This window comes from Paenibacillus sp. FSL K6-3182 (assembly GCF_037976325.1).
Lineage (GTDB): Bacteria > Bacillota > Bacilli > Paenibacillales > Paenibacillaceae > Pristimantibacillus.
In genome coordinates this window covers 3557740-3584172 of the sequence record NZ_CP150265.1, presented here as the reverse complement: position 1 = coordinate 3584172, position 26433 = coordinate 3557740, and the positions used below count along the sequence as shown (strand labels likewise).

Genomic DNA, 26433 nt, shown 5'->3' with positions numbered 1-26433 from the left:
TAAATTATTAGGACTTAAAATGCGAAAAAAAAAGAGCGAATCTCAGGAGGAATTCCTGAAATCGCTCAGCTTGACTGTAAGTATTTTAAATCCATCTTGTTTCTAGGATGTATACGATGTCAAATGAACATTGGGGTATAACAAATGATCGCTTAGCTTAACAATATTTCACCTTCAAAATCTCAATATAATTTGAATCAATTCCAGTAATATTGGATACTGTTCCAATTTCAATTCCTTGTTTTAAGGCATTTCGGGCAATTCTCAAGTTATGTTTCATTTTCAACACCCTATCTTTGAATAAAATATCGTCAAAATCTAAATATTCATCAGCAATTTCTCTGTCTAAATTAAATTCAATATCATAAGTACCGATGTGTTCTTCTAAATAAAAAATATTTACTGAACAAAATATTACTGCTTCTTCAAGGTTAAAAGTATATTTAAGGTACATTGACCGTTCATGTACACTAATAAAATCCTCATACAACTTTCCATGAAATGTGTCGTGGTAATCGACTTTCTCTTCTTGACGCCATTTTCTAAAATAACTCCAAAAGCCTTCGACAGTCCTATTTATTGCATTATGGCTAGTTTCCCATTCAAGTAATGATTTTTTGTTCATACTATATTTCACTTCCTACAACATTATATCATGCATGTTTTCCATTTTATCCTGATTTCAATGAACTATCCTGCTCGTTAGCTCAACGAGGATGCCGATTAATGCCGGCAGCCTCATCCTGGTGATTATGAAGCTTTAGTTCCCAGTAAGCTTAATTTCTTGGCGCATAAATGTGATCAGTATCGGTATCAATTACGATTTCAGATCTGACGCTCTCCAGATATAATGAAGGCACCCGCTCAAATTGAAAAAGCCTGCAAAAAACATCTGTAAACACACTCATGCTCGTGCATAGGTTTTTGGCTACTCTGTACATATCACTTAATTCCTTTATTGAACATGTCTTGCCGATAAGAAATGAATGCTAGAAATAACCATCAATCTCGACTATCACATAATCACCACCGGTTGCTAACCAGCCTCTGAGCTCAAAGTTATGGACTGCTTCACTTTTGTTTAACTAACGTATCCCGTTAGTTCAGCGAGTTAAACTATTAAATTCCTACTATTGCAGATAAGTTAATATCAAAAATATGCTGTATCAAAGCAAAGACGAATAAGATTGCAAATGATATTGCGATATACTTAATGACCTAAAGAAAGCCAATAATAAATGAAGTTTTTCTTCCGCCATGTAATATATAGAACTTCCACCAATCAGCATAAAACAACAGGCCACTATTTTAACTGGAATTAAGTAGTACCACTGAGGAATGCCCGTTCCATAAATTGAAATTATGTAACCAATAAGATAAGTTGCTCCGTAATACCTCCATCTCCTTCTGATAATTCAAAACACCTCCTTAATTGAAACTTTGTATAAATGACGGTGTGCTAAACTAACCTGCCAGTTAGCGTAACGGGGAAGGGCAGCCACGCGGCCAATGTCATTAAGTTAAGGTGCAGACCAAATATCAAGAAAAAGAGCAGGTTATCAAAAAGATAACCCGCTCTTTTTTTTGAATAAAATGAAAAAGGACTTGACAAGCAGATGAAGGTCGCATTTACAGAGTCGTATACGGATATCAAGGACTACCGAGGGTATCGATTACTTGCCGTTGACGGTCCGGATTTGCATATCACAACAGATTCTGCGGACACGGACACCTATTTTCAAACTTTTTTCCTTGCTTGCACCAAAAAAAACAATCGGCATAGGGCTTCTCCCCATGCCGTTTCGAATTCCGTTTCATTCTCGACCTTGTCTTTGAGCTTATCTTAATGACATTGACCGAACCGGTGCTCTTTTTGTTGCCTGTCTATGGAACTCTATTGCTTAGCGAATTGAAGCACGGCAATTGCAGCACGTTCTCTCCGATCGGGATCCCCGCTTATCATCGCCTTCCTTAATATATCCAGCGCCAACGTAATGGTCTCCTGATCGACTGAACATGTTCGTTCCGTACCCACCACCTGTCCGAAAGGCTTATCCAGCCAGTGCTCAATCTGCTCCGGCGTTACCTTCCGCTCGAGCATCGAGATGGTAACCTTCCTGTCTACAAAAGACTTCAGCTCCGGATGCAGCTCCGACCTCAGCAAGCTCTTCAGCCATGTCACGCCTCGCCGATGGCAGAGGCCCCCGTCCTCCTCGGACGGTCTATCCACGTAGTAATAGTCGCCTAAGTCGCCCATATGAACATGATCGCCATCTGCCAGAAAAAGATAATCCCCGTCCTGCATATCGTAAACGAAGGAGCCGATCTCGAGCAGCCGATCCAGCAGCACCGCCCCCTTTTGATCGGAAGCCTGAACAACCTTCTCCTGTCCAGCCTCCTTGCTTAACTGCTCTAAATCCCCTATACCCGGCCATTCAAAGCCGACGTAATGGTCTCTCAAAAATGTAGGGACATGCCGCGCGCCGTGAAATTCAGAATTGAGAAGAAAAACATTCATTCGATATGCCTCCAATCGTATGCAAGAACCGCGCTCATGATCATCCATAAATTTTCTTTATTATCCAGCATAAGTAGCCGGAAGTAAATATGAGGACTATCCGCAACGAAAATAAGCAGCTGCAATCTCCTTGGAGAATGAGCCGCTTATCCGAAAAGGTCAATCCCGTAGCCATATTTAACGTTTGTTCTTATTCCGCTTCCTTAACGAGCTCTACTTCCTTCTGAAAAATAACCTTTGCATTCCCCCCAGAAGCATTCAGCCATACGGCTTGAATGACCGCTCTTCCGCTTGATTGTTTGTTCGAAAGGGAAACGGTCCCGTTAAGCTTCACATTGACCGCTTTGTCTCCAGACAGCTTAATCCACTTCACGAACGCGGACGGCAGCTCTGCCCCTAATACGTTAAGCCTGTATTGATGCTTCGTGCCATTGTCGCTAATAGTCGCCGTTTCCTGAACCTCGGAACGAATATATGCCATTAACCAAGCATTCATTGCCGGCTTCTCCTTCTCCAGCGCTTGCTGAAAGCCTACGGAAACGGCTTGCCACTCAGCCGCCGTAATACCTAATCCATGAATCCATTCACTTACGGCATACCGGTCTCTTTGCTGCAATACTTCGGTTAAAGCTTGATTGATTAGGGAGCTTACCGCTTTCTTATTTGAAAATAGCGCTGTAATTTCCTTTGGTTTTTTGGCAGCCAAAATATCGCGGACATTTCCCTCGATTCCCTTTGCCTGACTCCCATCGCCGAATAGAAAAACAACCATATCGTCGATACTCACATCCGCGCTGCCGCCGGCTTCCGTCAGGATGGCTAACGCAGACTGATATTCGGGATTCGCCAGCATGGCCTTAAGCTCAGACGCCTGAGGGTCATACTGTAAGGCACCAGCAGCCTTGATCAATCGGAATAGGCTGGTCTTTAACAGTAATGCATCAACGGAGGCTGGCAGCTTTTCGCTTATTTTATTCCAGATCGGATCTATGAGAAACTGCATCTCGTTATCGTCAAGCCCGGCTATTTCTTCTTGAACGGCATGTATTTTCTGTACCGACTGGGAGCCTCCCGCTGCAATAGCCTCGTGCAGCCTATTCATGCGCTCCAGTAGGAGCGCTGGAATAGCGGGCTCGCTTCCCGTATCGGCAGCCTTCAATGTTACTTCTTTCCGGAAAAGAATGCTCTCCGATTGTCCATCCGGGCTGATCGCCTTCGCCTGGATGACAGCAGACACCTCCGGCGTATATGGCGGGATCGTAACGACTCCACCAGGCATCACCATCACGGCATCGCTGCCTGATACTTTGGACCATGTCAGAAGCTCGGCAGGGACGGACTTCCCAAGCACAGACAACGCATAGGTATGCTTCAGCCCATCATCGCTAATGTTCGCCGTTTCCTGTGTTTCGGAGCGAAAGTAGGCGCTCAGCATGGCACTGGTAGCTGATTCGCTATGTCCAAGCCTATCTTCAAAGTCGCTCAAGACGCTTAGGAGATCCTCCGTTGTCACCCCTCTTTGCTTAAGAGCGCTGCCCAAAGCATAAAAATATGTCGTTCGCTGCCCGTCATCCGATTCGCTTAAGACCGTATCGATTGCCGATCGAAGTAGCTGCTTGCGCTTCTCTTCATTATGAAGTAGGGCGATCAAGTCCTCCGGAGATTGTCTTGCAAGAAGTCCCAGCATTTCGCCTTGCACCCCGCCTCGGGCGGCGTCATCACCGAACAACAGGATCAGAAGCTGCTCAGCGCCGTTGGAGTAAACCGGGATGATGTTATTAAGCAGCAGCTTATAGTCAGCGTTAGTGCGAATGGCATCCAACCGGGCTTCCTGCGGGTCGAAATACAAGCCTGCGGTCTCTTTCAGCAGCTGAAACAGGGCAATTTTCATCCCATCCGCTTGAGCTGGCGTGAGCTTATTCGAAATGGGATCGAGCAGTTGCAAGTTTGAATTCACATCAAGAGCCGCCCACTCCTCCTGCAAGCTGCGTACATTTGACAAGTCAGAAGGAGGCCCCTCTTCAAGCGTACCGTACAGCTTGCCCATTCTCGCGATGAAAGGCTCCTCCGGGAAGTCCGCAAATGAATGCGAATGCCTCACCTCTTTCTCGAAGATTACCTTATCCGGACCGCCGTATGGATGAAGCAGGTTGACTTGAATAAGCGCTTTCGCGCTGCGTGCAGGGTAAACTAATTCCATGCCTCCGCTAGGAAAGACCTTCAGATCAGAGCTTCCCGAACGCTTGGACCAAACCAGTTGAGCTGGCAATACATAGGCTCCGAATACACCTAGATCATAATGATAAATACGGCCGTCCGTGACATTGCCATCGTAATGGGCTATACGATAGCTGGTGCTCACATTCGAGCGCATATAGGCGACGGCGATTCCGACAAAAGCATCCGTATCGAGCTGCAGCCTATTCCCAAAGCTTTGCAGCATCTCCTGCACGTTCAGAGCGGTTACCCCTAGATTGCGGAAAACTCTGCTGACCTGATAGTCGTTCGATAAGCCAAGCACCTCTTTCATTTCGGAGAAAAGAAGATTGTAAACCTTCTCTCTTTCCTGTGTCAGTGCCATTAACGAAAATGGGTCCATATTATGAATTTCATCCTTGACACTCCCTTCAAGCCCTTTACGACTGTTGCCGTCGCCATACAGAAAAAGTAAAAAATCCTCGAGTGTCAGGCTTGGCTGCCCCGCTGCGGCAGAAATTGCTTGAATCGCCGCGCGGTAATCGGCATTGCCGCGGATGTTTTCCAATTCGCTAGCCTTCGGATCAAATTGGCTGACGATGACCGCTTTTAAAAACCGAAAAAGATCGGCTTTCACTTTTACTTTATCGACATGGGCAGGGAGCTTTAGGAGTATCTTATTCCATACCGGATCAATAAGCGTCTGGTCATTCAAGTCATCCAGCCCATTAAGCTCGTCATGCAGATTGGACACATGCTGGGTATCGGCCGGATCACCTGCAGCAAGCGCCTCATGGAACTCCCCCCACTTGACCAAGCTAGCTTTAGGCGGCGCTTCGGCGGCGCTCGCAATCCCCAAGCTGCCTCCACGTACTGGCTGATTCCAGCTTCCCAGCGGCAAACCCGTGAGCAGCGTGGCGAACAAGCATGAAATGATACCGGAAACAACTATTTTGTTTCTTACATTCACTTTCTTCATCCTCCATTTCGATTTAATTTCTATGTATGAGTAAGCATTTATCGACTTTCTCTGAGCTGGGATGATTTGTGTGGTAAGCATTATTATATACAAAATTATTCATTTTGAATAACTAAATTTATTTTATATTCATAAAGAGACCATTTTTTCATACATAGCAAAAAAACACCCAATATAGGCAATGTCATTAAGTTAAGGTGATTCGCAAAAACATTTAGCCGATTCTACCCATTCGCCCAGGTCAGAAGAATACGCGCAAAATCCGTTCGAAACAACTGTGAGCTTCGTTTACTGAGTAGCATAATTCGGTTCACATGTACATTTTTTAAGCGGATATCCCGTCCGTTTTGTTTACTGTACGCTTTTTTCCTTGCTTGCACCAAAAAAACAAACGGCATAGGGCTTATCCCCCATGCCGTTTCGAATTCCGTTTTATTCCCGGTCTTGTCTTTGAGCTTATCTTAATGACATTGGCCACGCGGCAGCCCTTTTGGTTTTCAACTATCGTTTCCCGTTAGCTTAATCATGTGATGTACAGGTTATCGTAAAGACTTCCCATAAGGTTTCAAATATTCACGCATCAGCTTATTGGATAAGGCTAGGGCCTCTTCTCGTGTTGTTGCGGGGGCAGATAGCATCTTTCCATTCTCAGTGTTCCAAACGGTCTGAAGATTTCCATCTTCGGATTCAGACTGTTGATTGGGCGTTGTTATAAGGAATGTTACTTGACTAAAGTCTTTGTTCGCGAATATAGAATGTGACTGGTAAATTTCAGCTCCTACAGTTGTTCCCCGTTCGTCATAAAGAAAATAAGGATAGGCTATTGAGCCCCAGCCGTCTCTAGAAAAATGAATTTCTATATTGCGCTGATCCTGAGGCACTGGAATTTGTTCACCTACAATTCGTACTACACCCTTAAATATTCGCTCTCTTTTCAAGCTCGTATGCACCTTGCCCTGAATTATAACAGTCGCAGGCTCTATCCCCGATTTTACATCTTCGTAACCTAACTGATACTTAACACCAATCAGCTTTACATCAATTGTGCTGGGGTGCTTCACATACATGACCCAGATTGCGCCAATGACGATAATAATCAAGCTGATTGATACAATCCATCTTTTCGTCTGCAACTAGCTTCATCCCTTTTATGGAACTCATTTACTTTCCTACCTAATTCATATGATTAATATAGTCTTAAGTTGCGCTAAACTGCCCGTTAGCGTAGCGAAGGGCTGCCATATAGTAGCCCTTCAGGGGTGGAACTATCGTTTCCCGTTAGTTGAACGAACAATTTCATTTATCTTTTCATTGAAAACTTTATTATAGAATTCATATTTCTCTGGAAGTCGATTTCTTAAGTAATCCCAAAACCATTTTTCATCAAATTCATCTGGTCTGTTAACAATCAAATCAGGTAAGTTATGAAAAACATCGGCAATATTGTTTATTTCAATCACATTATACTTAGCCTGGACCCAAGATGCAGGATTCCACCATTTAATACGATGAGTATAAGATGCGCTCCGAATATCTAGAAGAACACAATACAATAAATATACGTAGGCTCTTTCTTTGAAAGTCTCCGTCTTCAATCACTCCCCAACCGCGCGGCGACAGCTCCCTAGTTGTTGTGCTATCGTTCCTCGTTAGCTTAACGAAACAGATTAATATTCTAATCGACATTGGTCCATGTTCTTAACCTTTTCAGCTATGGAGTTAAGTTCTTGCCCTTGGTCGGAAAAACTAGTTTCTCATTCTGTGAACCAAAAACTGCGCTGGTTGCTTCTATGAAAGATAACATGATTGGTGAAAGCCACTTGTCTTTATGCCACAACATCTGTGTATATACCTGCAAGTCCGGAATTTGCCATGGGAGGACAACAAGTTCTCCGCGTTCAATTTCGGATTCCGCGACGATCTCAGGAAGAAAGGCAATACCGATTCCTGAAATTGCACATTGTTTAATGGCTTCAGCACTTTGAAACTCTAAATATGTAATGCTATCAATGCCCTCTTTCTCAAATGATCGATCAAACATAGTTCGATAAGGACAACCCTTTTCATTCGTCAGGAATACTTCTCCGTGAAAATCTTCCAACTGAAGCACAGTTCGTTTGACGAGTGGGTGATCTGGAGCAGCTAACAATCGGAAATGTTCTTCCAGCAAAGGTTCCACGGAAAGTCCACTCGAGCGAATGGGTTCATCCAACATATAAACAATATCCGTGGTTCCTTCAAAGAGCGTTTGCTTGAGCTCTTGATTCGGAACTGAGCGGAAGATTAGACGAACTCCCGGATGCTGCGAACGAAACCGTTGGAAGACAGGTGGAAGCCGGTAGGAGCAAATAACCTCATTCGCACTGATCGTTAAGGTACCACTTAGTTTTTCATTATCATGGACAGCACTACGAGCTTCCTCCATTTTTTCAAGAACACCTTGGGCGTGTGTTAAAAAGCGTTTACCCGCAGTTGTGAGGGCGAGTTGCTTGCCCAACCGATCAAAGAGGCGAACACCTAGCTCATCTTCCAATGCTTTAATTTGCATCGTGACGTTGGAAGGAACGTAGCTCAGCACTTCTGCTGCCCGCGTGAAATTTAATGTTGTTGCAACCGTACAAAACGTATTCAGTTGACGCAATTCCATCCGATGCTCCCCCTTCATCTTTCAATTTTATTGAATGCTATCTTGAATTCTATTCACTTTTATTGAGAGTATCACAGCTCTATACTGAGCACAAGAGATCACAGTGAACATGTGGTTTTTCATTTTGAAGGGAGCGACTATACGATGGACTATGAAATTTTTAATTTGGGTGATGTACTCTTACAATCAGGAGTGACGTTACCAAATGCTTTTCTTGCTTATAAAACATACGGAAAATTAAATGAACAGAAGGATAATGTTATTGTCTATCCAACAGCTTTTGGGGATCAGCATGTTCAGAATGAATGGCTCATTGGCAGCGGGATGGCACTCGATCCAGAGAAATATTTTATTATCGTTCCCAATTTGCTGGGCAATGGGCTATCTTCCTCTCCCAGTAACACGCCTGCTCCATTTGATCGGGCTAACTTTCCACAGGTAACCATCTATGATAACGTTCGATTCCAGCACCAACTGCTGACCGAAAAATTCGGTATTCAAAAGATTGCTCTCGTCGTCGGGTGGTCGATGGGCGGCATTCAGGCATTTCAATGGGGGGCAAGTTACCCGGAGATGGTCGAACGAATCGCACCTTTCGGAGGCATCGCCAAACCTTGGCCTCACACATATGTAGTGCTTGAAGGTGTAAAAGCCTCACTGCTATCTGCAGTCGGCTTCGACTCAAGTAAATTAAACCAACTAAGTTCTACAGACATGCGTGCCGTTGGTCGGGTGTATGCGGGATGGGGACTATCACATGCGTTTTATAGAGAAGAGCTTTACCGTGAGATGGGATTTGACACATTGGAGGATTTTGTAGCTGGTGTCTGGGAAGATAGCTTTATGAATATGGATCCTCATAATGTTCTGGCAATGTTATGGACAGGCCAACATGCAGATATCAGTGCAACCCCCTCCTATAACGGAGACTTTGATAAAGCACTTCAGAGCATAAAAGCTCTTGCCTGTATCATGCCGGGAAGCACGGATCTCTTTTGCACAGCGGACGATAATGAATACGAAGCTAAGCGTATACCTAATGCTGTCTTGAAACCAATCCAATCGATCTGGGGCCATTTTGCCGGTCGTGGAATCAACAGTGCCGATAATCAATATATTGATGACAATCTAAAACACTTGTTGTCACTTAGCACTAAAGAATAGATCGTCACTTGCATTGGATGTCTGTCAGGCCTAGCAAGATTCCCTGTTCTTTAGCCCGGTTATATCTCTCATGAATTCATAACCTAACCGATCGGATTTGAGGTCACCAGAACTTACTGGTTCGACCTCTTTTTTCTGCGATCGTACTTCCTTTAACGAATTCAGTGAACTCTGAAGACTGTAGCACGTCTTTAATCTTAAAAGTTAAACTTATTTTTTATCGTACGCATACCTGAAGTATATTCACAAAATTCATCTATCCTTCCCGATAGTGGAATAGCGGCAGACCCTAAATGAGATCTGCCGCTAACAAAGCTAAAAGAATCGCCGATATAGTTCTCTCCGTCGTTCACCGCGTAGTTGAGCATAGATTTGTGTGGTTGATGCCTTTTCATGCCCTAACATGCCTTGGATGAAATCTAATGGTGCTCCATTGTCGAGCAATTGACATGCATAAGTATGACGAAAACGATGAGGATATACATTTGCTGCAACTGCCCCGCGAGATGCTAACCGCTTTAATGTCCATATGAGCGTCGGTATAGCCATTCGTTTCACTGGATTGGTATCTGTTACAAACAGGGCTTTACACGAGTCTTCGCGACTGTCTAAATACTTTTTCAACCATACTTTACACTCCGTGGTGAAGTAAACTTCTCTTTGCTTTGCCCCTTTTCCGTTTACAATGGCCGAGCAGTTTTCCCAGTTCAAGTCCTCAATGTTTAACTTCTCCACCTCACCTATACGACAACCTGTACAATATAGAAATTCAAGAAGAGCTCTTTCCCGTAAGGTCTGACAAGAGATCTTTAAATGTATCACATCTTCTTCCATCAAAAACTTAGGTACTCGCTTCTCCATTTTTGGCTCACGCAGTTTAACGGAAGGATTGCTAGTTAGATAGGTTTCTTCAAATGCAAACCGAAATAAGGAACGTACAAAGCGGATACGGTGCCCTAGACTGCTTGGCTTTAAACGATCTGATTGCTTTGCTAAGTATTCCTTCAGGAGATTTAGAGTTACCCTCGAAAATATCTATATCCCCGAGATCCGTAATCAACATCTTGATTTGCAAAGCATAAGCACGCAATGTATTTGGGCTAAACCCTTGAATTCGTTTATCCGCCTCATAATGATTCCAAAGTTCACTTAAGATCACAATAAAACCTCCTATAAGAGCAATTAATTCTAGTTTGCTTCGAATAAAAGGTTTTACACTGGGGCTATTTAACTAAAGTTGCCCGTTAGCTTAATGAATTATAGCGAAAGCCCGACACCTCGATTAATCAAGCCAATGTATCCTTACGTTTGTAATTTCAAATAGCTGAGTCCCTGGTTTTCCTTCTTCATAATTATATTCTGGTAGTGCATCGTGAACATCTTTTACAAAGTTATACTCCTGACCGTTGTTCCCATTTGTAAATGTGATATTGTAGTGACGAACTTTACCAAAAACAAGTGCAATTTGAAATGTTGTAAATGTATTGGTTATCCCCCCGCCATCAGTAATCTCTTCTTCTAGCTCATTAATGGAATTAAATTGTTTAATGAACATATCCTCATTGTGACCAGTATAATCAAAAATCAAATAATCCCCTGTAATCATTTCTTGTCCAGTTAAGGGAGTCTCTCTATCTCTAAAGTAAAAAACGGATTCGTCAAGATTTAAAGGGTTTCGTAATTCAACATTATCTGTGCCAATAATATCTATTTTTTTGTACAAGTATGTTAGGGTTTGCTTCAATTTTTCTTCTGATAGTTTTGTTTCATTTAGAAATGAGTGAACTGCAATTTGTATCACAATATCACTCAATTTATATAGGTTCATTAATCATTATCCTTTCACGTGAGTTTTTTGTATAACGTCTTTTCCCCAAATTCACCATGTTTAAGGTATTCGTGAATTGATTAAACTAACCTGCCCGTTAGCTTAACGCCCAGCAGAACAGAGGCCGAGTCTTTATTTTATTGTGAAACAAGCCCAACACATGATAAATAGCTCATCGGCAATCGCTATACATTCTTGGCCTTTTTCGGCATTCGGTACATATTCTTGACATTGCACATTGCCAAGAATATGTACCGATAAAATAAAAAAACCGCGATTTACGCGGTAATTAATCGGCTCATATTCTTGTCATCCGACAATTTAGTGTCATACACCATATAGCTCGATTTTCGTTCTGTTTTTTTATAAGTTTCCCTTTCTTGCAGTAAAAAAGCAATTCGGATTTAATCTGAATTGCTTTTTCTTTGAATACTGTGCTCCGGTACCGCCAACGGAAAGGCCAAGCGATGTCAAACCCTCTTCGATTGCCGAAATTATCATTCATCATGGATTCCCGGCAACTCATAACGTTGTTACAAATGGCAATCCTAAAACATCAGCTATTGTTCCGCGTTCTGGAAATTTTTATTAATTACTCCTTTAATCCTTCTAACTCCAGCAGCAGAAGATTGTTCTTTTTTAATACTGAACTTTCCTAAGTTTGTTGTATCATCTACATGAGGTCCTCCACATACTTCTCTACTCCAAACTTTCCCTTCATTATCTTTGATTGTATACACCTTAACGATATCCGGATATTTATCCCAAAAATTCCCTTCAACATTACTTTCTTTCGCTTCAATTTTAGGCAGCTCTGAAATATAGGTAACTGCTTTTGATGAAATCGCATCATTCACATACTTTTCCACCTCAGCTATTTGCTCTGGCGTAAGTTTTTCATCATGGTTGAAGTCAAACCGTAATCGTTCTGAAGTAATATTACTTCCTTGTTGATGAACATGATCACCTAAAACTTCCCTTAAACCAGCAAGTAATAAATGAGATACCGTGTGCAGCGCTGTTGTTTCTGTTGAATGTTCAGCTAATCCACCTTTAAATTTACCCGCAGAAGCAGTTCTGCTCTTTTCAGCATGTTTCTTTGCCGCCTCTATATAAGACGCCTTGTCCTCCATGCTATATCCACTTTCAGTTAGAAACTCTTCCGTCAACTCCAAGGGAAACCCATATGTTTCGTAAAAATAAAAGGCATCTGCACCTGTAACTTTACCCTTATTTTTAAGATGTTTTTGTATTTCAAATTCTCCTTGCTGTAAAGTTCTATAGAAAAGATTTTCTTCCTTATTTACTATTTCGATAACTTTCTTTTTATTACCGATCAAATCTTCATAAGATGTTGCTTCATCTATATAAACTTCAGACAACTCACCCACAAAACTTCCTTGTATACCTATTTTTTTACCTGCACGAATCGCCCTTCTTAATAACCTTCTTGTTATATACCCTGCATCACTATTAGCTGGCTCCGCACCATCATTAATTAGAAAAGTAGCCGCTCTCACATGATCAAGTATGATTCTAAACGACTTTAAATCGTCAGTATATTGTTTACCACTTAACTCCATCAATTTTTTCTTGGGATTAAGGAAGAAAGCCGTATTATAAATATCCTTGTCACCATTAAGGGCTGTTGCAACCCTTTCTAATCCGCCTCCATAATCAATATTTGGATTTTTCATTTTTACAAATCCTGTGTCTTCTTTTTTGTAACACATAAATACGTTGTTCCCAATTTCTAAAAACCTCTCGCTTACAGAAGCAGGATGATCCAGTGAATCACCGCCTGGTTCAAGATCATAGAACATTTCACTATCAGGCCCACCCGGTTCACCAACAGGCATATCCAATGGACTTCCGGATCGACTCCACCAATTTTCTTTTTCATCGTATAAGAATATTTTTCCACCTCTAGATGCCCCATATTGATAGGGATCATCTTCAATGATAGGTTCTATACCAACTGATTTAAATTTTTCTGACCAGATTTGAATGGCTTCCGTATCTTTCTGTATATTCAAATCATCACTTCCTATAAAAGCACTGATATACAGCCTGCCAGGATCAATTCCTAATTCGATAATATGCCAATTCCAAATGGCATCGATTTGCTTTTTCTTATAGTTATTTTCATTTGCTTTAAACTCCCATCGACCTATCATTTCAAAAAATGTCAGATGCGACGTATCTCCTACTTCATCAATATCCACTGTCCTTAAACACTTCTGAATATTAGCAATCTCATTACCTATCGGATGCTTTTCCCCCAATAAATAAGGAACCATAGGTTGCATTCCACTTCCTGTAAACAACGTTGAGGGATCATTTTCTGGTAACAAGCTAGAAGAGGGCACTTGGCTAGCCCCTATTCCTTTCATAAAATCAATATATGATTTTCTTAACTCATCTGGTGTCATTTTCACCATGATCAATACCTCCATTTCAATTATTAATTATTCTCAGAAAATTATTTTGCAAATATTCGAACGAGAAGAAATAAAACAAAAAAGCCCTAAGCTGACATATTTCTTGTCAACTTAGGGCGAACTATTATGTCCGTGTTACCACCTAATTTCAGATTTCTCTGCACTCTATCAATACGGGATATCTCCGATATTGTTTCCTGAATAACGGTGGAACTCCGTTGAAGCCTACTAAGATTCCTCTGTTCGGTTCACAGCTCCGAGACTGCTTCACTATTAGATCAATGAAGATTCGCACCAACCATCTTCTCTCTGTGAGATCCCTAATAGCTACTATTTCTCATCATAGCCTTTTCGTTTTAAGTTAAAGCAATGCTATCACACTCAACTTGCTCTGTCAATTAATTCCACTATTTTTTATAAGGTATAAGTCTGTCGATTCTACCATCAGCTTTGGCAATTCGGTTGCTTCGCATCCTCTGACTTTAGCCAAATTATAATTCTCCTCAACCTCAATTCCACGTTTAATAAAGCGTGTATTGCTGGGGATTACGGGGGTTCTTGTCCAATACGGCTTTGTATAGAAGTTCTTGACTTGAGCTCACGACAAGAACTTCTATACAAAAAATAAAAAAGCCGCTGTTTAGGAGACTTCAGTTGTATATATGTTCTTGTCGTCCGACATATAGAGTTTAATATGAAGTATAATTTTTGGGAAATAATACACTTGGCTTGATATGATCGAGCATTTGAAGGAGACGCCATAAGTCGCGCTTCGCCCGCTTTAATGAATGAGAAAGACGCTCAACATCTCTTGGTGATGATGAGCGTCTTCTTTATTCATGCCTTTGGGAATGCTTTCAATAAGACAGTGATCGATTCGGCGCGTGTTGTCGATGCATTCGGCGCAAATTGATTGCTGCCACGCCCTTGAATCCAGCCTTGCTGCACAGCTGCATCAATGGCTCCGATCGCCCATGCCGGGATTTGCTTGTCATCTGCGAAGCTCGTTCTTGCGCTTGCGTCGTTAGACAGCTTCAATGCTCTCGCGACCATCGTCACCATCTCTGCGCGACTGATCGGCTGATTCGGCATGAACCGTTGATCTGCATAGCCTTGAATGAGTCCGAGCTCTACAGCTTGCGCCACGGCCTCACTCGCCCATATCGGGATCGAGGCTTGATCTACGAACGCCTTCGTACGGCTTTCGCCGCTTAGCTGCATCGCCTTCGCGAGCCATACCGTGAATTCCGCGCGTGTCACGGACTGATCCGGTCTGAATGTTCCGTCCGGATATCCGTTCGTCATTCCTCGCTGCACGGCTGCTTGAATATCATTGGCAGCCCAGTGGCCTGCGATGTCTTTGAAGGCCGGCTTCGGCTCGGTCGACTTACGATTGACGGCAAAGACGGCGAATATACCGACATTATGCGTATCCGCTTGAATCGTACTGCCCGTTACCGTGCCTTTGAGTTCCACCCAACGCGCTGTTGCTTTATCATATTGGAACACAGATGCTTGTTGATCTTTGCCAAGCTTACTCACATCAAACGTCAAGCTGATCTGAATCGGCTTATCGAAGCCGCCCTTCACATCCTTTGACAATTCGAACACCGGACTTATTGCATTCGGCTGCTGCGTCAGCAAGTCAGCGGATTTGTCGATTTTCTTCAGATGCAGCATCATCGTTTCTTTCGCTGCGCCTACCGGAACAGAGACGGTGATCTGCTTGCCTAAGCTGACCGTTCCCGCTTCGCCGGCTTTGATCGTCGCTTCGCCTTCCTTCACGCCAGGTCTAGGATTATCAGTGTCGATTGGAGGTTTCGGTTCCGGTTTATCGATAGAATCCTTCAACCTCGCGTTCAGATCGCGCAGCGTATCCACTACTGTCTCGAAATGATACGGGTATCGATCCAACAGGAACATCAATTGTTTGCGAAGCTCCTCGTTCCCTTTGTTCAAATTAATCAATTTCTCGGCAGCATCAATTAATTCTTTGTAGGGTTCCATTAGATCATCGCCGTACACTTCGAACTCATAGATGGAATATCCGTAGTATTCGCCATAGACCGGCATTCGCTCAATTCCTTGGAATTTCACGTATCTGGCCTTCTTCGGAGCGAATTCCACCGTACTCGTCTCTCGTTTATCGCTGGCCGTAAGAATTCGATCATCTGCCATCACGTTTTTCCATGTTACGTTATCAGTGGAATAGAGAATCTTGAACCGTTTCGCGGCCGTCTCCCATCCGATGACGACCTTGCTAATATTTTGCGTTTTGTCCAAGTCAACGGTGAACCACGAATCGTCTTTGTACGTACTCGCCCAGCGCGTGATCATATTTCCATCGACGGCTTGGCTTGAAGGTACCCATGCCGCCTCTAATCCCGAGGCATCGGTTCCTTGATGCAGCGCATAGTTGTTCACATCGAGCAGCGGAATGAAGCGATTATAGACTTGTAGGTTATCGATTGTTCCTTTAAACGCGTTGGTTGTGCCGCCGATTTTCGCGACAGGCAGGACAAGCGTCTGAATGCGCTGCACTGGCTGCGCCAGCTTCTCGACGTATTCATTCCCGTTCACATAGAGCGAGACGCCATTGCTGTCCCCCGTGATGAGAAGATGAGTCCATTGGCCAGCCGGCACTTTGTAATTGAATGCGCTATCATATCCTTCTTTAGAGAATCCTAATTTACCCTTGGTGCCGTGTTGCTTTAATTTTACCGTTCCCGCAGGCGATTCCATTAATACGGTATCGTCCGGATTGTCCGCATCCGGGTTAATCCACATAGAGACGGTCCAACCAAAGTTTAAGCTGTTGAGCGGTGTATTCAAATAACTAGTACCGCCGTTGAAGTGGGCGCCTTGCCCATATTTTCCTTTGACAAAATCGACGTTATTGCTTCTTGCATTGTATCCGTTACCGGATGCGTCGATGAAATTGTTTTCGAACGAATAATCAAGGACGCTTCCTTCCGTATTTTTGACTTTCACATCATAGGAAAGGTGGGTATTCGGCGCATCGCCCATCTTCGCGGCCGTCTTCACAAAGGTGTCGTAGTCTACATCGCTTCTCGCGCCGTGCCACATTTTCTCGGAAAGGACCTGCATGGCAGGGAGCAAGCGGACATGGGTATCATCCATCGATAGCCCCGCTTCATACGAAATATCGTTCCAAAGTGCGAACATGCCGCCTTTTAATTGCGGATGGCCGAAAGGCAGCGTCGCACCGTACCATTTTACAGGCTCCCATTCCTGATATAAGAGTGACGTATTTAAATAATCGGCATAAAGTCGGGGTACGAGATATAAATAGCTATTATTGATGTTAATGATGTTATAACCAAGATCGATTGCTTGCTGCGGTCCTCCATACGGTAAATGCCAGATCGCCATGGTCGCTTCATTGCTGATCGGTGTCTTACCGGCGTACTCTTGCAATCCGCCCCACAACAAAGGATGTTTCCCTTTACTATTGATGAATTTGATCATGGTATCCATATATTTTCTGAAATCTTCCGTGTTTCCTTTGTATTCATCGGTTCCAATTTGAACATCAGGACCGAGAAATGTAGGGTCTCCGCCTTTCCAGCCATCAAGATATTCACTCCACAAATTCTTGACAAATTCGACGGTCTCGGGTTTTGAGACGTCGAGATGCGAATCAGTCCCCAGAGAAGGATCTAATGTCGTAAAAACACGCGAATGCCCCGGCGTATCGATTTCAGGTATAATATTAATACCATAATCTTGACCTAACCGCTGCAAATCGCGGAACTCTTCTTTCGTATAAAAGCCATCTATACTTGATAAATTCGGATACCTCTCGCTTTCTAACCGAAACGTACCGCGATTACCTATATCATCATTCAAATGGATTTGCAAATCCGTCATCTTATACCAAGCCATCATCTTCACGTAATCCCGCAAGAAATCAATCGTATAGAATTTGCGAGCCACGTCGATCATAAATCCGCGTGTCTCGTATTTCGGATAGTCGCGGGACTGCCCCTTCGGAATCTGGTCATGACCTTCATCCTGCTTCAGAATTTGCAGCACGGAACGCGTTCCGCTGAAGACACCCTTTACCGTCGGCGCCATAATGGCTACATAATCACCGATATCGAGTATGTAACCTTCTTGACCTAAGACCTTATCCGTCGGATTTAAGGACAAGTACAGATCTCCGATGGATGGTGTCCCTTGGGTAACAGTCAATTCCCGTCCCGTAATCGCTTTCATATCTTCTTGGACGATAGCTGCTGATTTGGCTAACGACGGGTCATTATAGACAATCTTCGCTGCAGACGATAATGTATATTGATCTGTTCTCCCAATCCATTCTTGCAGGGACGGAATTACTTTCGGTTCCTCATTCAGCCCTTCGATCTGTTGATTTAATCCTGTGACCGTAACTTCGAAAGACGGCGTTATCGCTTTCTGCGTTGGGTCCTCCATGCTTTGTACTTGCAGCATCACATGAACCTTTTTATCCACCAATGGGGGGTGAATGACGCCTTCCTTGTCAATGACAGGCAGCGCATCCGATCCGTAGATGGAGATTTGATAACCTTCTGGTACAGCCGGGAATGGGAACTCGGTCTGTCCTTGACTGATCGGTTCAATGCCGTGAATCCCTTTGATGATTTTCTCTAGTGGATCTTCCCTGTATACCTCGAACTCATAGAATGAGTACCCATACAGAATGCCATCAGCCGGTTTCCGCTCAACCCCTACAAACTTGACGTATCTTGCTTCTCGTGAAAGGAAATTTAGGACTTCCGTTCCACCTTGGCAATTAATAATGCCATCATTCTCAAGCGTAATGTTCTCCCAATTATCACCATAGACTGAGGTCAGCACGCGGTAGGATGTAGCTGGCGTCTGCCAACGAATGATAACTTGACCGATCTCCTTCTTTTCGCCTAAATCTACTTCAAACCACTGATCGTCGTATTTATCGGAAGACCAGCGTGTTGACGAGTCTCCATCGACGGCATATTTAGGAAAAAGTCCGTCCGGAACTTCATTGCCGGATACTTTCACATCCTTCTTCAACGCATAGTTCTCTCGGACGCTAGCTAAAGCCATTGGTGCTGCATCCATTCCTGGCTGCTGCATAGCGAATGGCTCTTCGAGGTTGGCATCTGGGACAGTTTCAGGATCCGAAACCACTTCAGAACCAGGCACTGTTTCCGGTAGTAAGTTATCCGGTGCTTGTTGCGTGATTTCTTCTGCATTTGATGTGCCGTCTGCGTACGTTATCGATGGATGAACAGAAAATATGATAGAAAAAAATAAGACCAACGATAACAATAACGAACATCTTTGTTGATTCCTTCGGCTTGACTGCATTTCCTCATCCTCATTTCCTCGTATGAGATGATATATTCGGTTTTTCGTACTGCTAACTTGAGTACTCGGCATTCCCGGGCACTCATTCTTAACCAAGAGGCCTCCTCACAGTTAATAGTATGAGACGTGTTAGCCATAGAAAAATAGATAAGTTCTTACTTTCATATACATTTGTTTACATTTTCATTATATTAGTAAATAAAATCCCATCAAATCTACTTGATGGAATCCGGAACTCTATAAAATAGACTTTTGCAGCTGTGCGATAATTTGGGCGTCCTTCACGTCATTCTTGGTCGGTGAGTTGTCATCCAGCTCCTTGCTCTTCTTCACATGTAGTGGGTTAACAACGCCACAAGATATATGTTGTTCCTTCGAGTAATGGACAAGATTCAGCCAATAATAGCCGGTTGGCTCCATTCCGACTAATACCTCTTCGTACCCGTGTTCCGACATGATTTGCGGAAACCAACTAAGGAAGCACTCGAATCATTCTAAACTGTTCTCAAACGTAATTGGTTTTCCTTACTCGACTCCACGAAAGTCTTGTGCTCTTGGTTGATCTCTACATTTTAACTTATCGGCATTCGGACAATGTTCTTGTCACAAATCGACAACCGGCTCAAGTTCTTGACATTGTCAATTGACAAGAACTTGAGCCGATAAATAAAAAAGCCCGCAGTTTATGCGAACTTGATTCGGACAATGTTTGTGTCATCCGACATTGGTGTCAAACACTAAGTAGTTTCGTTATTCAGTTTTAAAATAATAAGTTACATCTACAACATCTTCTATTCTCGTAATACACACCATTCTTCTGCTGTGAAAAATAAGAAGCTTGCTTAATAAAGCGGCAGCCGGTTATTATGAGTCGGCTACCGCTTTATTTATTGTGCTATAGTTTCCCGTTAGTGCAATAAGAAAAAATACTTTTATACAACTGTATTACTTATAATCGTCAGAAAACCATTCTTTGTAGCGGTATCAATAAGCTGATTAATGGATTGTATTGCAGTATCGCTAAACAAATACCACTCATCTTTAAATACGTCATGAATCAAGATTTCTGGGTATCCTGTTAAAAGTTCAGATGGAAAAGAACGAATTAAAGAATAAACATCAAAACGAACTAAGCTGTTATCTTTGTGGCCTACAAAATCATATTGTCCATCTTTATAATAAGACCCAGGTATGTCAAGATTAAGATTCCAAGAGTAGCTAGCAGGAGCTTCGACCCTTTTACCTATGTTTTCTACAAAAATATTATAAATTGTTTCGTTATATGCATTCCCATGAATTCGCTGTACTACGCCCCCCATAGTCATATGGTATTCCTGCTGCAATGCTTTCACTTTTATACCGTCTATGACTAATGGCTCAGTATCAACGGTTACGATGGAGTTTTTGTGATTGACTGTGCAGCCAAATGCTTCTGAAATAAAGCGAAGTGGAACGATTGTGCGATTATTTTTTATAAATGGTTTTACATCAAGCAGTACCGTTTTACCGTTTATGACTGCTGTACTGCTGTTTAGTTTTAATGTTACTTTTATTTCGCTTTTAGTAAGTGTAATTTCAGAATTTGACCAATTGACCTTAGCTCCCAAATTTTCACTGATAACACGTAACGGCACCATTATACGATTGTTCTTAATTTCGGGTTTCACATCGGATGCAATAACAAAACCGTCAACTTTTATTTTGATGTTTGTGCCTGCTGCATAAGTAGTCGACGATGTAATGATTAGAATCAATGCAAGGAATACTCCTGAGAAAACCTTTTTCATTTTAAAAGCTCCTTTTATCAAAAGTAAATGTGGTAGCTATTTAGCCCTAACATTTTTTTTAGCACTCCTCTCCAAAAAGGTGATTAATCCTCGGGAAAATCTTCTTATTGGACATAATTGGAAATCATTATTCATGTAAGTATAGACGCACATCGTTAATAAAAAGTTCCTTTTTTATAAAGTTCAATATTATGCTATACTGCCCGTTAGCTCAACAAGGCTGCCGATTCATACCGGCAGCCTCGTCATAGTGAATGTTAAGCTATAGTGTCCCGTTAGTTCAATTGGTTGGGGGGTTATAAATTGAAAGATTCCAATCAAGATGAGCAAAGTCACGAGTACTATTATAAAAGTTGGTAATCCTCACTTAATACCACATAGCTGAATTGCCTTTACGCTTTGCTTTTTCGGGGTTTAAAAAAAGTGGAGTGGCGTCGTGTAAAATTATTTTAAAATGATGTGGCTTTTCACCTCCCTTCGGTGTCTAATGAATTGTAAGTTCAGGAGGAGGTACTACTGGTGTCACGAGCTCAAGACAAAATGAAAATCCCTGTTCTTCCGGAGGAGCAGGAGCACATCCAGCATTTCGAAGCCATTTATAATCAATATCGAGATAGAATTCGAAATTATATTGCAGTAAAGACAAATTCGGCAACTGCCGATGACTTAACGCAACAAGCTTATTTAAAAGCAATGGAAAACTTTCACTTGTTTAAGTGTAACTCCAGTATATTTACTTGGCTATTCAAAATCGCGCAAAATATTGTGAAAAACGAGTATCGCACGAGATCACGAAATAAAGAAATGGTGCACGAAGTAATCGATTTTCAGTCCCAATCGATATCCCTCGATATTGCTAGAGATGTCGATATCCGTCTTGATATTAGTGCTGCATTAGCCCAATTGAATGAATTGGATCAGCAAATCATATCATTGCGTTTTTTCGTCGATTGCACTTTATTGGAAATATCCAAAATCATCGGGATGCCTGAAAGCGCAGTCAAGAACAGACTCTATCGTGCCTTAAACAAACTAAAAAAAGAATTAAAAGAATGGGGTGACATTACAATCATGTCTATTAAAGAATTGATATCAATTGTGGATAAAAGCGAGGCTTCCTCCAAGAATGATGGTATGAACAAGGTATACCATGACTTATTTGAAGAGTTGAAAAGCAATGTAGATCGAATTATTACAACCTATCGTCATCGACCTTCTCAGAAAATCGCTATTGAGATCTATCCGGATCTGCCCACTTTTCATGAAGCAATAAACGAGCCGGATGCGCCCATATGGTTTATGGGAACCTATGAAGATAATAAAATTAAAATCGTATCCCCACTCAACCCAGGCCCTGAACATACGTATCAATCGGTACTACGGCACACTATAAGCTTGTTTACGATGTGGTTAGTGAAGGATATTAATCCGTTGGCACCGAAATGGCTTACACACGGGCTCGGCGGGCATGAAGCCAAACAAATGTCACAAGAATATATCCAGTATAGCACCTCCGAAGCGATTCAAAATAACGCTGTCCCTAGTTTTCAAGCATTAACTAATGATACCTGGGATTTCGAGAAGATAGGGGGATATGGATTCTCGCACTTGATCGTAGAATATCTCATCCATTCATACAGTTCAGATGCGCTCAACAAATTCATACGCGATGCCACTGATTTTCAAGGCGCATTTCAAGTATCGGAAGCTGAGCTGCACGGGATGTGGGTGCAATATTTAAAATCTAGGCTATGTTAAATTTTGATACTAGTATTTGACCATAGCTCAACAGTACACTATACATTGTTCTATCTAGTACAGCCTTATAGCCCCAATCATTAAACTATCCTGCCCTTTAGCTTAATGAAAAATGGAGCAGCTGCCCGATCGCAATCTGCTCCCTGTTGTATTCAACTAAATTCTCCCGTTAGCAAAATGGAACTTTTATTTCTTTACTTCAATTAATTCTTCATCATTGCCAACTATCTAAAGAATTTACTTTTTGAACGCTCCCTTTAGTAATGAATGAATCTTATCCTCTAAGTGTTCTTTACTATCACCGCTAAGTTCATTTTTATCCCAAATCTATGACTCAGGTATGTCATTCTCACAATAAACTTCATAAGAAACTAAACCATATCCCCTTTTCACTTATCAGAAATGTTAACACGTTCATGTCATATCATTTTGGCAAGAACTTGATAACATAAAATAAAAAAGCCGCATAAATTGCGGCTTGCAATGTTACTATGTTCTTGCCACCCGGTTAAACAATGGTTATGAGCAAGCATTATTATTGATGAGTTATTCTTATGGTATAGTGTCATATTGCCATTAGCCTCAAAGGCGAAGGCTATGTAGTCGTTAGGATTGATATAGCTTTCGAACTCTTCATCATTACTTACATCCGCAATGTACGGCGGTTTTTTTATTTTATTCAATCCTGCCGATACTCGAGAATATCTCCAGGCTGGCAAGCGAGTGCTTTGCAGATCGCTTCGAGTGTTGAGATTCGAATGGCTTTCGCTTTTCCGTTTTTAAGTATCGACAGGTTCGCCATTGTAATGCCGACTTTCTCGGATAGCTCAGTAACGCTCATTTTCCGCTTTGCAAGCATGACGTCAATGTTAACCACTATCATACGGTCAACTCCTGTTCTTCTTTGAGCTCGATCGCGTTTTTGAGCAGTTTCTCAAGAACTGCGGCAAATACTGCGATTACGACTGGCGCACAGGTTATAATTAGCCCAATGACCATGACGCCTGGTGCATCTGCGCCGTCAGCTACAAAGTAGAAAAGCGGGAGATTACATGCAAACATGAGTGATACGACAACCGCCGCTTGCTTTATTTTCTTAAGCGCTAAAACAGAGGTTTGTGAAAAAGCAGTATTTGTATCAATGTACCTGAGAAGCTTTAATGCCTGAAGTAGCGTAAATAAATACGCAATAGACGCCACATACGCAGCCAAAGCGGAAAGATAAACTTTAATATCCGGGAAATCCGGCATCATACTATGCGCCATCGCTGGGATTCCATAAAAACACATCACTAATGCAGGAATTGCCATAACAACCAGAACAATTTTTAAAAAGAGCGTCTCTTTTTTCATCTATTTCACCTCATTTTTGATTTTATCACTTTATTTATCGTTTTACAATAAAAATACATCGTTTCCTTCGTTTGAACCCCACAAGTTATTAAAAAAAATAAGCCCTACGGCTTATTTGTTCCTCCTTCAAATTTAAACCGAGATACGGACATATTTATAAACCCACTAATTGAAGTTAATCGCGAAAATGATTAAACTATCCTGCCCGTTAGAATTCCTGTAAAACGAATATTTTGGACTTTGCATGAAAAAGAGCGCCTCTGTAATATGGGAGTTGGAAACGGGTCTACAGCCCTTTAATCTCACCATTAGGAGGTCGCTCTACTATGAAGTTTAAATCACAGGATAAACAAAATCAACGCATTGAAAACATTTCCTCATTCCATCTAGTTGTCGGAGTAGATATTGCCCAGGAGAATCATGTCGCTCGTGCAGTCAGCTATCGTGGTGTTTCTGGGTTCGTCGCTAGAATTCGGCAGTCATGATGAAGGGTTTGGGCGGTTCGGCCTATGAATTCAAGATCTGCTCAAATCATTCAAGCTTAGCAAAGTTATCGTCGGCATGGAGCCTACCGGCCACTACTGGTTCAGCCTGGCTCGCTGGCTTTCATCAAAAGGAATTGAGGCTGTTCTCGTAAATCCCCACCTCGTCAAAAAGAACAAGGAAAACCGCGACAATAACCCTTCCAAAAGCGACCACAAAGACGTACTCGTCATCGCAGATAGGGTCAAAAATGGCTACTATTCCCCTGTCCAGTTCAACCCAGAAGCCTATGAGGAACTCCGGATTCTCATGGCCAACCGGGACACGTGGCGTTGCATTTATTATGACTCCATGGAATCGCGTTTGCGACTGGCAGAGAGCATGTTTGCCAAAGTAATAGACAGTCGGCTTGGTAAATTGATCCCGTCAAAATTAACGGGATTTCTCACCAAATCCATTCTTAATACGCCAGTTCATCTAGTTTTTATTGCGGCATCTTCAGAAAATCATCGACAGCGTGACAACAATTATGCCGCCGTCTGCAGCATCATGCAAAACCTTCAATTGGTTGGTTGGGAAAACGGTTTGGGAATGCTCTGGTACACGGACCCATTGCTGAACAATCCGTCATTTTTTAATGAAATTGGCCTGAAGGCAGGGGAGAAGTTTGCCGGTATTTTAAATATTGGATACTTTGATAGGTCACCTAAAGCCCGAAAAAGGACACCCGCGGAAATGAACTGGACAGAATTCACAACAGATACAAAACCGCATCTAACTAATGAAGACCGTTATGTATCTTCTCAAGACATATTGGAAACATTAAACATCGCTGTTTGGGCACCGAATGATGGACAATGTAATACGCCTTTGAATAAATATGAACCTCATTTAAGGAAGCTCTAAAGTGCGATGAAGGCGAATGAGCACTCCCCACCGACAAAACAAGTTGGAAACGTAAAGGTTTCAAGCTTGGTCAAGCTGAACACAGCTTCAATGATCCAACTCAGTTTTGATTCCCAATTACAATATCAAAAACTTATCACCGCTGGCACTTCGTTTTTATTAAGACATCGTTCGGCAATCAAAAGAGAAGGCATTCTCCCGTTGCCTTCTCTGCTGCTTATTATTAGCTGGGATAGCATAGAGTTAACGATAGTTCCTTATCTCAAGATTAATCGGTTATGCGTATATGTTCTTTTCAATCTCGGCTAAGGATATATGTACTTGTCTTCAGGCTTGGACAAGTACATATATCCTTACAACAAAAAAACCGCTGTTTAGGCGGTTTCCAATACATTTATGTTGTTGTCCTCTGACATCGGATGACAAGAATGTGTACCGATAACCGTTTCTGAACTTATGTTTCCCGACCTCTTATAACAAAAGGATGATCTTTATTTTGACCATTACGGTTCATGTATTACACAAATTTATTTAAACAATTAATTTCTCCAATCGGATTCCAACCACATAATCCCCTGTGTCATTTTGCCTACCAAACAAATCAACAGTTGTATAAGTCTGACTGGAAGCATCATAGCCGATGATCTCAATAGCCTTGACCACATCTTTCCCCATATGGCCATCAACATACAAGCGTGCCATTGCAGGATTAGGAGGTGTAGACGGTTTTTGTGGAGTAATGGTATTACCATTCTCTGGTTCACTGATATTGTTCCTTGTCATTACGATTTCTCCTTTCATTGTGCGAAGTTTTTTTATTTCATAACATTTAACACTATAGCTTCCAATATTTAGACGTATTTTTTTCGGATTTGTTACTTTATACTGCCCGTTGGCTCATCGGCAATCGGTACATATTCTTGTCATCGGACATCTATGGCTTGTATCACAATCACTGATTATTTATTTGAATTATTTTGTCACTCCTATATTCCTTTAGCTAAAGCATTTTTGGTCATCG

The 26433-nt window shown here is 42.1% G+C and carries 21 protein-coding genes, 1 pseudogene and 1 other annotated feature; of the genes and pseudogenes, 6 read left to right on the top strand and 16 right to left on the bottom strand.

What is annotated here, in order from left to right:
• Positions 1-157 precede the first annotated feature (157 nt).
• Complete coding sequence (locus MHH56_RS15635) at positions 158-625, bottom strand: hypothetical protein (protein ID WP_339209211.1); 468 nt, start codon at positions 623-625, stop codon at positions 158-160.
• 991 nt (positions 626-1616) lie between these two features.
• Here MHH56_RS15635 and MHH56_RS15630 point away from each other — a divergent pair.
• Entirely contained in the window at positions 1617-1847 is a 231-nt protein-coding gene (locus tag MHH56_RS15630; protein WP_339209209.1) for a hypothetical protein, read from the top strand.
• Positions 1848-1894: 47 nt separating this feature from the next.
• Here MHH56_RS15630 and MHH56_RS15625 read toward each other — a convergent pair whose 3' ends face one another.
• From MHH56_RS15625 to MHH56_RS15605, 5 genes are all read right to left on the bottom strand, one after another.
• Positions 1895-2518 carry a hypothetical protein gene (locus tag MHH56_RS15625; protein ID WP_339209207.1) on the bottom strand — a complete coding sequence of 208 codons (624 nt, stop codon included), beginning with the start codon at positions 2516-2518 and terminating at the stop codon, positions 1895-1897.
• Between the two features lie 190 nt (positions 2519-2708).
• The gene (locus tag MHH56_RS15620; protein ID WP_339209206.1) at positions 2709-5684 is read right to left on the bottom strand and encodes a hypothetical protein; all 2976 of its coding nucleotides are present in this window, start codon (positions 5682-5684) and stop codon (positions 2709-2711) included.
• Positions 5685-6232: 548 nt separating this feature from the next.
• On the bottom strand, positions 6233-6826 hold the full coding sequence (locus MHH56_RS15615) for a hypothetical protein (protein WP_339209204.1): 594 nt from the start codon (positions 6824-6826) through the stop codon (positions 6233-6235).
• A gap of 132 nt (positions 6827-6958) precedes the next feature.
• Positions 6959-7153 carry a hypothetical protein gene (locus MHH56_RS15610; protein ID WP_339209203.1) on the bottom strand — a complete coding sequence of 65 codons (195 nt, stop codon included), beginning with the start codon at positions 7151-7153 and terminating at the stop codon, positions 6959-6961.
• 251 nt (positions 7154-7404) lie between these two features.
• The gene (locus tag MHH56_RS15605; protein WP_339209202.1) at positions 7405-8340 is read right to left on the bottom strand and encodes a LysR family transcriptional regulator; all 936 of its coding nucleotides are present in this window, start codon (positions 8338-8340) and stop codon (positions 7405-7407) included.
• A gap of 144 nt (positions 8341-8484) precedes the next feature.
• Between MHH56_RS15605 and MHH56_RS15600 the strand changes: the two genes are divergently transcribed.
• Complete coding sequence (locus MHH56_RS15600; protein ID WP_339209201.1) at positions 8485-9504, top strand: alpha/beta fold hydrolase; 1020 nt, start codon at positions 8485-8487, stop codon at positions 9502-9504.
• Between the two features lie 315 nt (positions 9505-9819).
• On the opposite strand, the gene MHH56_RS15595 is transcribed toward MHH56_RS15600, so the two are convergent.
• The 7 genes from MHH56_RS15595 to MHH56_RS15565 form a co-directional block, all read right to left on the bottom strand.
• On the bottom strand, positions 9820-10338 hold the full coding sequence (locus MHH56_RS15595) for a tyrosine-type recombinase/integrase (protein ID WP_339209606.1): 519 nt from the start codon (positions 10336-10338) through the stop codon (positions 9820-9822).
• A 76-nt stretch (positions 10339-10414) separates the two neighbouring features.
• Positions 10415-10663 carry a hypothetical protein gene (locus MHH56_RS15590; protein WP_339209200.1) on the bottom strand — a complete coding sequence of 83 codons (249 nt, stop codon included), beginning with the start codon at positions 10661-10663 and terminating at the stop codon, positions 10415-10417.
• A gap of 123 nt (positions 10664-10786) precedes the next feature.
• A complete protein-coding gene (locus tag MHH56_RS15585) occupies positions 10787-11317 on the bottom strand; it encodes a hypothetical protein (RefSeq protein ID WP_339209199.1) in 531 nt (176 codons plus the stop codon).
• 575 nt (positions 11318-11892) lie between these two features.
• Positions 11893-13773, bottom strand: coding sequence for an alanine--tRNA ligase (locus tag MHH56_RS15580; protein WP_339209198.1), 1881 nt, complete (start codon positions 13771-13773; stop codon positions 11893-11895).
• Between the two features lie 109 nt (positions 13774-13882).
• Positions 13883-14126, bottom strand: a binding site (T-box leader).
• Between the two features lie 484 nt (positions 14127-14610).
• Positions 14611-19077 carry an S-layer homology domain-containing protein gene (locus tag MHH56_RS15575; RefSeq protein ID WP_339209197.1) on the bottom strand — a complete coding sequence of 1489 codons (4467 nt, stop codon included), beginning with the start codon at positions 19075-19077 and terminating at the stop codon, positions 14611-14613.
• Between the two features lie 285 nt (positions 19078-19362).
• Positions 19363-19581, bottom strand: a complete 219-nt coding sequence (locus tag MHH56_RS15570; protein ID WP_339209196.1) for a transposase — start codon at positions 19579-19581, stop codon at positions 19363-19365.
• Between the two features lie 476 nt (positions 19582-20057).
• Complete coding sequence (locus MHH56_RS15565) at positions 20058-20912, bottom strand: copper amine oxidase N-terminal domain-containing protein (RefSeq protein WP_339209195.1); 855 nt, start codon at positions 20910-20912, stop codon at positions 20058-20060.
• A 519-nt stretch (positions 20913-21431) separates the two neighbouring features.
• Between MHH56_RS15565 and MHH56_RS15560 the strand changes: the two genes are divergently transcribed.
• Positions 21432-22670: a sigma-70 family RNA polymerase sigma factor gene (locus tag MHH56_RS15560; RefSeq protein WP_339209193.1), complete on the top strand. Its 1239-nt coding sequence runs from the start codon at positions 21432-21434 to the stop codon at positions 22668-22670.
• A gap of 679 nt (positions 22671-23349) precedes the next feature.
• Here the strand turns inward: MHH56_RS15560 and MHH56_RS15555 are convergent.
• Together MHH56_RS15555 and MHH56_RS15550 are read right to left on the bottom strand one after the other, a co-directional pair.
• Entirely contained in the window at positions 23350-23553 is a 204-nt protein-coding gene (locus MHH56_RS15555) for a helix-turn-helix transcriptional regulator (protein ID WP_076269356.1), read from the bottom strand.
• Positions 23550-24023 carry a DUF2975 domain-containing protein gene (locus MHH56_RS15550; RefSeq protein WP_076269355.1) on the bottom strand — a complete coding sequence of 158 codons (474 nt, stop codon included), beginning with the start codon at positions 24021-24023 and terminating at the stop codon, positions 23550-23552. Before MHH56_RS15550 ends, MHH56_RS15555 begins: the two co-directional genes overlap by 4 nt.
• A gap of 326 nt (positions 24024-24349) precedes the next feature.
• Between MHH56_RS15550 and MHH56_RS15545 the strand changes: the two are divergent.
• From MHH56_RS15545 to MHH56_RS15535, 3 genes and pseudogenes are all read left to right on the top strand, one after another.
• A pseudogene (locus MHH56_RS15545) lies at positions 24350-24830 on the top strand (transposase); the annotation flags it as partial.
• Positions 24816-25412, top strand: a complete 597-nt coding sequence (locus tag MHH56_RS15540) for a nitroreductase family protein (protein ID WP_339209605.1) — start codon at positions 24816-24818, stop codon at positions 25410-25412. The pseudogene MHH56_RS15545 and the gene MHH56_RS15540, both read left to right, overlap by 15 nt.
• 6 nt (positions 25413-25418) lie before the next feature.
• The gene (locus MHH56_RS15535) at positions 25419-25721 is read left to right on the top strand and encodes a hypothetical protein (RefSeq protein ID WP_339209190.1); all 303 of its coding nucleotides are present in this window, start codon (positions 25419-25421) and stop codon (positions 25719-25721) included.
• A gap of 222 nt (positions 25722-25943) precedes the next feature.
• Here the strand turns inward: MHH56_RS15535 and MHH56_RS15530 are convergent, their stop codons facing one another.
• Positions 25944-26213, bottom strand: coding sequence for a hypothetical protein (locus MHH56_RS15530; RefSeq protein ID WP_339209189.1), 270 nt, complete (start codon positions 26211-26213; stop codon positions 25944-25946).
• Positions 26214-26433 lie beyond the last annotated feature (220 nt).

Coding starts and splice junctions, on each gene's coding strand:
- MHH56_RS15635 (WP_339209211.1), bottom strand. CDS start 625: ATGAACAAAAAATCATTACTTGAATGGGAAACTAGCCATAATGCAATA.
- MHH56_RS15630 (WP_339209209.1), top strand. CDS start 1,617: ATGAAGGTCGCATTTACAGAGTCGTATACGGATATCAAGGACTACCGA.
- MHH56_RS15625 (WP_339209207.1), bottom strand. CDS start 2,518: ATGAATGTTTTTCTTCTCAATTCTGAATTTCACGGCGCGCGGCATGTC.
- MHH56_RS15605 (WP_339209202.1), bottom strand. CDS start 8,340: ATGGAATTGCGTCAACTGAATACGTTTTGTACGGTTGCAACAACATTA.
- MHH56_RS15600 (WP_339209201.1), top strand. CDS start 8,485: ATGGACTATGAAATTTTTAATTTGGGTGATGTACTCTTACAATCAGGA.
- MHH56_RS15595 (WP_339209606.1), bottom strand. CDS start 10,338: ATGGAAGAAGATGTGATACATTTAAAGATCTCTTGTCAGACCTTACGG.
- MHH56_RS15580 (WP_339209198.1), bottom strand. CDS start 13,773: ATGGTGAAAATGACACCAGATGAGTTAAGAAAATCATATATTGATTTT.
- MHH56_RS15570 (WP_339209196.1), bottom strand. CDS start 19,581: ATGTCGGAACACGGGTACGAAGAGGTATTAGTCGGAATGGAGCCAACC.
- MHH56_RS15565 (WP_339209195.1), bottom strand. CDS start 20,912: ATGAAAAAGGTTTTCTCAGGAGTATTCCTTGCATTGATTCTAATCATT.
- MHH56_RS15555 (WP_076269356.1), bottom strand. CDS start 23,553: ATGATAGTGGTTAACATTGACGTCATGCTTGCAAAGCGGAAAATGAGC.
- MHH56_RS15550 (WP_076269355.1), bottom strand. CDS start 24,023: ATGAAAAAAGAGACGCTCTTTTTAAAAATTGTTCTGGTTGTTATGGCA.
- MHH56_RS15540 (WP_339209605.1), top strand. CDS start 24,816: ATGGCCAACCGGGACACGTGGCGTTGCATTTATTATGACTCCATGGAA.
- MHH56_RS15535 (WP_339209190.1), top strand. CDS start 25,419: ATGAAGGCGAATGAGCACTCCCCACCGACAAAACAAGTTGGAAACGTA.
- MHH56_RS15530 (WP_339209189.1), bottom strand. CDS start 26,213: ATGAAAGGAGAAATCGTAATGACAAGGAACAATATCAGTGAACCAGAG.